Genomic DNA, 4,924 nt, shown 5'->3' on the forward strand with positions numbered 1-4,924 from the left:
AGTAACAGCCCCCAGCAGTAAGTTTGTGCAGCCAGTGATCGCCAGCCCGTTAAGCGGGTCAACTCATGGGCTTCACGCCCCATGCCCTTTTGGTACACCTGCTGCCGACGGCGACTGTAGCGCTCAATACTGACCAGAAAAAACACTGCGAGCAACATCAACGAGGCTAGACGAGAGGCCGAACTCAGATCGCCATACCCCAGCCAAGTGTCATATACGGCTGTGGTTAATGTTGGCACAGCAAAGTAGGCTACCGTACCAAAATCGCCGAGCGTTTCCATTGCAACCAGTGATGCACCTACGGCAATCGCAGGGCGTGCCAGCGGCAGGCAAACCCGCCACAACACCTGCCACGGCGAGGCTCGCAACAGACGTGCCGATTGCAGCAATGAGGAGGATTGCTCCATCAGTGCCGTGCGGGTCATCAGATAAATATAGGGATACAACACAAACGCGAGGATAACGCATGCCCCACCGAGAGTACGGATCGGCGGAAACCAGTAATCTTGCATACTCTGCCAGCCAAACAGCGCGCGCAGTGATGATTGTACTGGACCTGCAAAATCCAGAAAATCGGTATACAGGTATGCCACCAAATACCCCGGCAGCGCCAGCGGCAAACAAAGCGCCCACTGCAACACTTTTTGACCGGGAAAACGGTACATCGCCATCAGCCATGCCGCCGGTAAACCAAACAGCAAGCTCAGAGCAACCGTGCCCAAGACCAGCAAAACGGAGTTACTCAAATACACCGTCAGCACGCTGTTCCACAAATGGCTAAATACATCACCTGAATCACTCAGGCTCGCTTCATAAAAAATCGCCCCAATTGGCATCACCAGCAGCAAACCTGCTATCCAGCTACTGAGTTTCCAACCGAGGTTAACCTGTCTGATCATGGTAAAACTTCATCACTTATTCAATGGGGGCAACATACCACACCCTGATTGCCGGTTGGGTATCACCGAAAGAAAAGTGTGCGCCCAACATCAAGTTCAATATGCCGCTTATCTTATGCAAAGCAAAAAGGGGGACGACTGCATCAGCGCAGTCTTATCCCCCTTAAGAGCAGTCAATAATGGTCACTGCCCGCGCAGTTACCTCACCGCGTAATTACAGATCGAACTGCACTTCATCAATCAGTTTCAAGGCCTGATTGTAGTTGTTCGCAATGGTTTCCAGTGGCAGGGTATCGGCTTTAAATGTACCCCATGATGCCACCAACTCTGACGGCTTAACGTCAGCTTTTACCGGATATTCAAAGTTGGTTTCCGCATACATATGCTGTGCCGTATCACCACTGAGGAACTCCATCAGTTTTACCGCGTTCTCTTTGTTCGGCGCAAACTTGGTCAATACCGCGCCGCTGATATTAACGTGCGTACCGTCAGTTTGCTGATTCGGGAAGTTAATCACTGCCGCTTCAGCCCATGCGTGCTGTTTTGGATCTTCGAGCATTTTGCCCAGATAGTAGCTGTTGCCCAGCGCCAAATCACAGACACCCTCTTTGATCGCTTTAACTTGATCACGATCGCCGCCCTGCGGTTTTTGTGCCAGATTCGCTTTCACGCCTTCTAGCCATGCACGGGTTTTCTCAACACCTTGGTGTGCGATCATTGAGGCAACCAGTGAGACGTTGTAAGAGTTCTTACCTGAACGAACACACACTTTACCTTTGTATTTTGGATCAGCCAGATCAGCGTAGTTAAAGCTTATCGGTAATGCACCCATACGATCTTTTGAGGAGTAAATGGCGCGTGCACGCAGTGTCAGAGCAAACCAGCGGCCTTCTGAGTCACGGTATTGTGCTGGGATATTCTTTTCAAGAATCGGATCTTTAAGCGGCTGTGCAAGGCCGGCGTTCACCACTTCCATCACACGGCTGATATCAACGGTCAGCACCACGTCAGCAGGGCTCAGTTCACCTTCACGCTTTAAACGCTCAACCAGCCCCTTTTCGGCATACACCATGTTGACCTTAACGCCGGTCTCTTTGGTGAACTCTTTTAGCATAGGTTCAATCAGATATGGCTGACGATAAGAGTAGACATTCACTTCATTACTTGCCGCAAATGCGGAGGCTGAAATTACGCTTGCTGCCAGCAGTGTCAGAGTACCGAGTGTACGTTTCATTAAATTCCATCCCTAAATAGAGGCCAGCGTCATACCATTTATGGTGGTATATGAGGCTACGCGACAAGATAACACGAGTGATAACTACTCTCATTCCGATTGATTATACGGATCTGAGGTTAAGTGTCATCTGGTTTATATCTTTAGACATAAAAAAAACACTCGGTCTACACCGAGTGTTTTTTCCGCAACATGATAGGTAAAAACAGCCGTTATTTACCGACAGTAAACGATAGCATCATGCCGCTGTCTTCATGCTCAAGCAGATGACAATGCGCCATATAGGGGTGGTCGGCACTGGCAGGATGATTAAACTGTACCAGCACTTCACTTACCCCACCCTCAACATTGACGATATCTTTCCAACCTTGACGGTGGGCCGCAGGAGGCTGACCATTCTCTTTGAGGATCCTAAAACGGCAGCCGTGGATGTGAAACGGATGCATCATCATGTCGCCTTCACCTGAGATGATCCAGCGCTGATACTGCCCCTGTGATACGTGAAATGCCGGAGTCGTCATCGAGAAAACTTGCCCATTAATGCGGTTAGCATTCATCAGATCAAGGGGTTGATCTGCTGCTGGCTTGTCCATTGGAGTGGCACTGTCGTGTGACATGCTCTTTTTCGGCATACTCTCTTTTGGCATATCATTGTTGGGCATGGCATTCATACTGTGATCCATACCTGCCATACTGCTGCCGGATTTACTCTCTGCCGATGTCTTGGTTGTAGCGTGCCCCATGCTGGCATGATCCATGCCTGTTGTAGCCGCTTTTGCACTGTCTGGTGGCGACATATGCTGCATCATCATTGAGTGATCCATATTGCCCATTGCGGCCATGCCGTAGCGATCCATCAAGGCTTGCATACCCTCACGATCAAGACGTGGATCCATACTCAAATGCAATTTTTGTACTGGGAATTTTTGCCACGCCGGTAAAGAGGCCAGCGTACCGAGTGTCGGAGGTAAGGCAGTGACACCGGTTTTATCATTTGGCCGAATTTGCAACACCGGAAGCGGCTTATCAAACGGCGCTAACCCCATTCCCATCTGCCCGACCGGTAATGAGATCAAATCAAACGGTTTACCATCAGCGGTAGACACCAAAACCTCAAAACGCTCTCCGGGTAACATCGTCAATTGTTTGAGTGCAACCGGTGCAGCCAAAAAACCACCATCACTGGCGATCACCTGCATGTCTCGCTGATCACTACAGGCTAACAGCATACTGCGCGCATTTGCCCCGTTCAGTAGGCGCAAGCGCACCCAACCACGCGGTGCGGTGTGCTGAGGGTAGACCACGCCGTTAGTCAGCATAATATCGCCAAACCAGCCAACGGCAGCAGTCATCACATCGAGCTGATAATCAATTTCACCACGCGCATTTAAGCGGCGATCTTGCAAAATAACCGGAATATCATCAACACCCCATGTTTTGGGCAGCTCAAGGCGGCGGCTTTGCTCATCTTCAATCAGCAATAAACCGGCCAATCCCATAGCAACGTGGCGTCCGGTAACATGGTGCGGATGTGGATGAAACCAGCAAGTCGCCGCGGGTTGAGTGATATCGAGCTGCGCAGTCCAGCTCTCTCCTACGGGGATCATCCGGTGTGGACCGCCATCTTGATCACCGGAAATTTCAAGGCCATGCCAGTGGATGGTGGTACTTTCCGGCAGATTATTGGTGATCTGCAACGCGGTACGCTGGCCCTGCTGTAACTTTACCGCTGGCCCTAAAAAACCACCGTTAATGCCCCACGTAGGGGTTGCCATCCCTGCGCGCCAATACATGCTGCCGGTTTGTAAATTCAGTTTTACCGTACCGCTGGCGTCAGCTTCCAGCAATGGGGGAATAGGTAAAGCAGTACTCAGCGGGGCGGATAGAGCACCCCATGCACCACCAGACCAACCGGTGGCGACACTCAAGGCCGAGGCCAGTTTAAGAAAATCTCTGCGTTGCATCGTGCTGTCCGTAATTGATGAAATGTTAACCTTAGGCTAACGCTTCCCCCTACAGGAAGGTCAAGCCACTTTCACACTTGATTCACGCTGACATTACATATGCAACACATTGTATTCATTGGTTGCTGGTACGGTTTACGTCAGGGATAAAAAACACCGACGTATTGGGCGAATAACACTTAACCGCACGGGTTACACTGATGCACATAAAAAAACCAAAGGGTTAACGCCCTTCGGTCAAAAATTGCTGGTAAGCCAGCAGCGCCTGTTCAAAATCTTCTAATCCGCACAAGCTCAGGCTCTCTTCATCATAATATTGCATATCATCTTCGAGCTGATCGCTCTCAAAGCTCATGATGTTGGCACGCACCATGACCTCTTCGCCATCCATCAACAGGCTAAATTCGCGCCCAGTGTGTTGCCACTGCCGTTCTGAACCGCGCACGCTATCAATCGCCGACAAAATATCCGTCAGAAACGGCAGATTGCCGGCAATTTCATCATTAATCCAACAGGCTAGAGCTTCGTGCCCCATCGAAAACTGGGCTTTCACAGCCCCCATCAGGTCACGGCGAAATTCGTAATCCATTGGTATCCCCTTTAATTTTTGCAGATATGGCCATGCAGGGCGCACGGCATACGGTCAAACACGACAATGAGAGTATATCGTATCGCAATAACACGCGCCTACAGCACCACTTTCCAGACACCGGAAAACACCATATACCGCCAATAAGGTAAAAAAAAAGCGGGAAGTTCACCTTCCCGCTCAATCTATCGAGCACAAGCAGCCGTTACTGAATGGCTAAGGCAGGGGTACACCTCAG

Annotated in this window: 4 protein-coding genes; all 4 read right to left on the reverse strand. The window is 50.3% G+C overall.

Features of this window, described 5'->3' with window-relative positions:
* Window positions 1–899 (reverse strand): ABC transporter permease (locus tag ACRC27_RS07015; protein ID WP_438639514.1); only part of this gene is annotated, 899 nt, incomplete at its 3' end.
* A 214-nt stretch (window positions 900–1,113) separates the two neighbouring features.
* Entirely contained in the window at window positions 1,114–2,133 is a 1,020-nt protein-coding gene (locus ACRC27_RS07020; RefSeq protein WP_438622337.1) for a Fe(3+) ABC transporter substrate-binding protein, read from the reverse strand.
* A 212-nt stretch (window positions 2,134–2,345) separates the two neighbouring features.
* Window positions 2,346–4,097 carry a multicopper oxidase CueO gene (gene cueO / locus ACRC27_RS07025; protein ID WP_438639515.1) on the reverse strand — a complete coding sequence of 584 codons (1,752 nt, stop codon included), beginning with the start codon at window positions 4,095–4,097 and terminating at the stop codon, window positions 2,346–2,348.
* Window positions 4,098–4,320: 223 nt separating this feature from the next.
* On the reverse strand, window positions 4,321–4,686 hold the full coding sequence (locus ACRC27_RS07030) for a YacL family protein (protein WP_438622335.1): 366 nt from the start codon (window positions 4,684–4,686) through the stop codon (window positions 4,321–4,323).
* Window positions 4,687–4,924 lie beyond the last annotated feature (238 nt).

It is taken from the genome of Plesiomonas sp. (genome assembly GCF_051650925.1).
Lineage (GTDB): Bacteria > Pseudomonadota > Gammaproteobacteria > Enterobacterales > CAMTGL01 > Plesiomonas.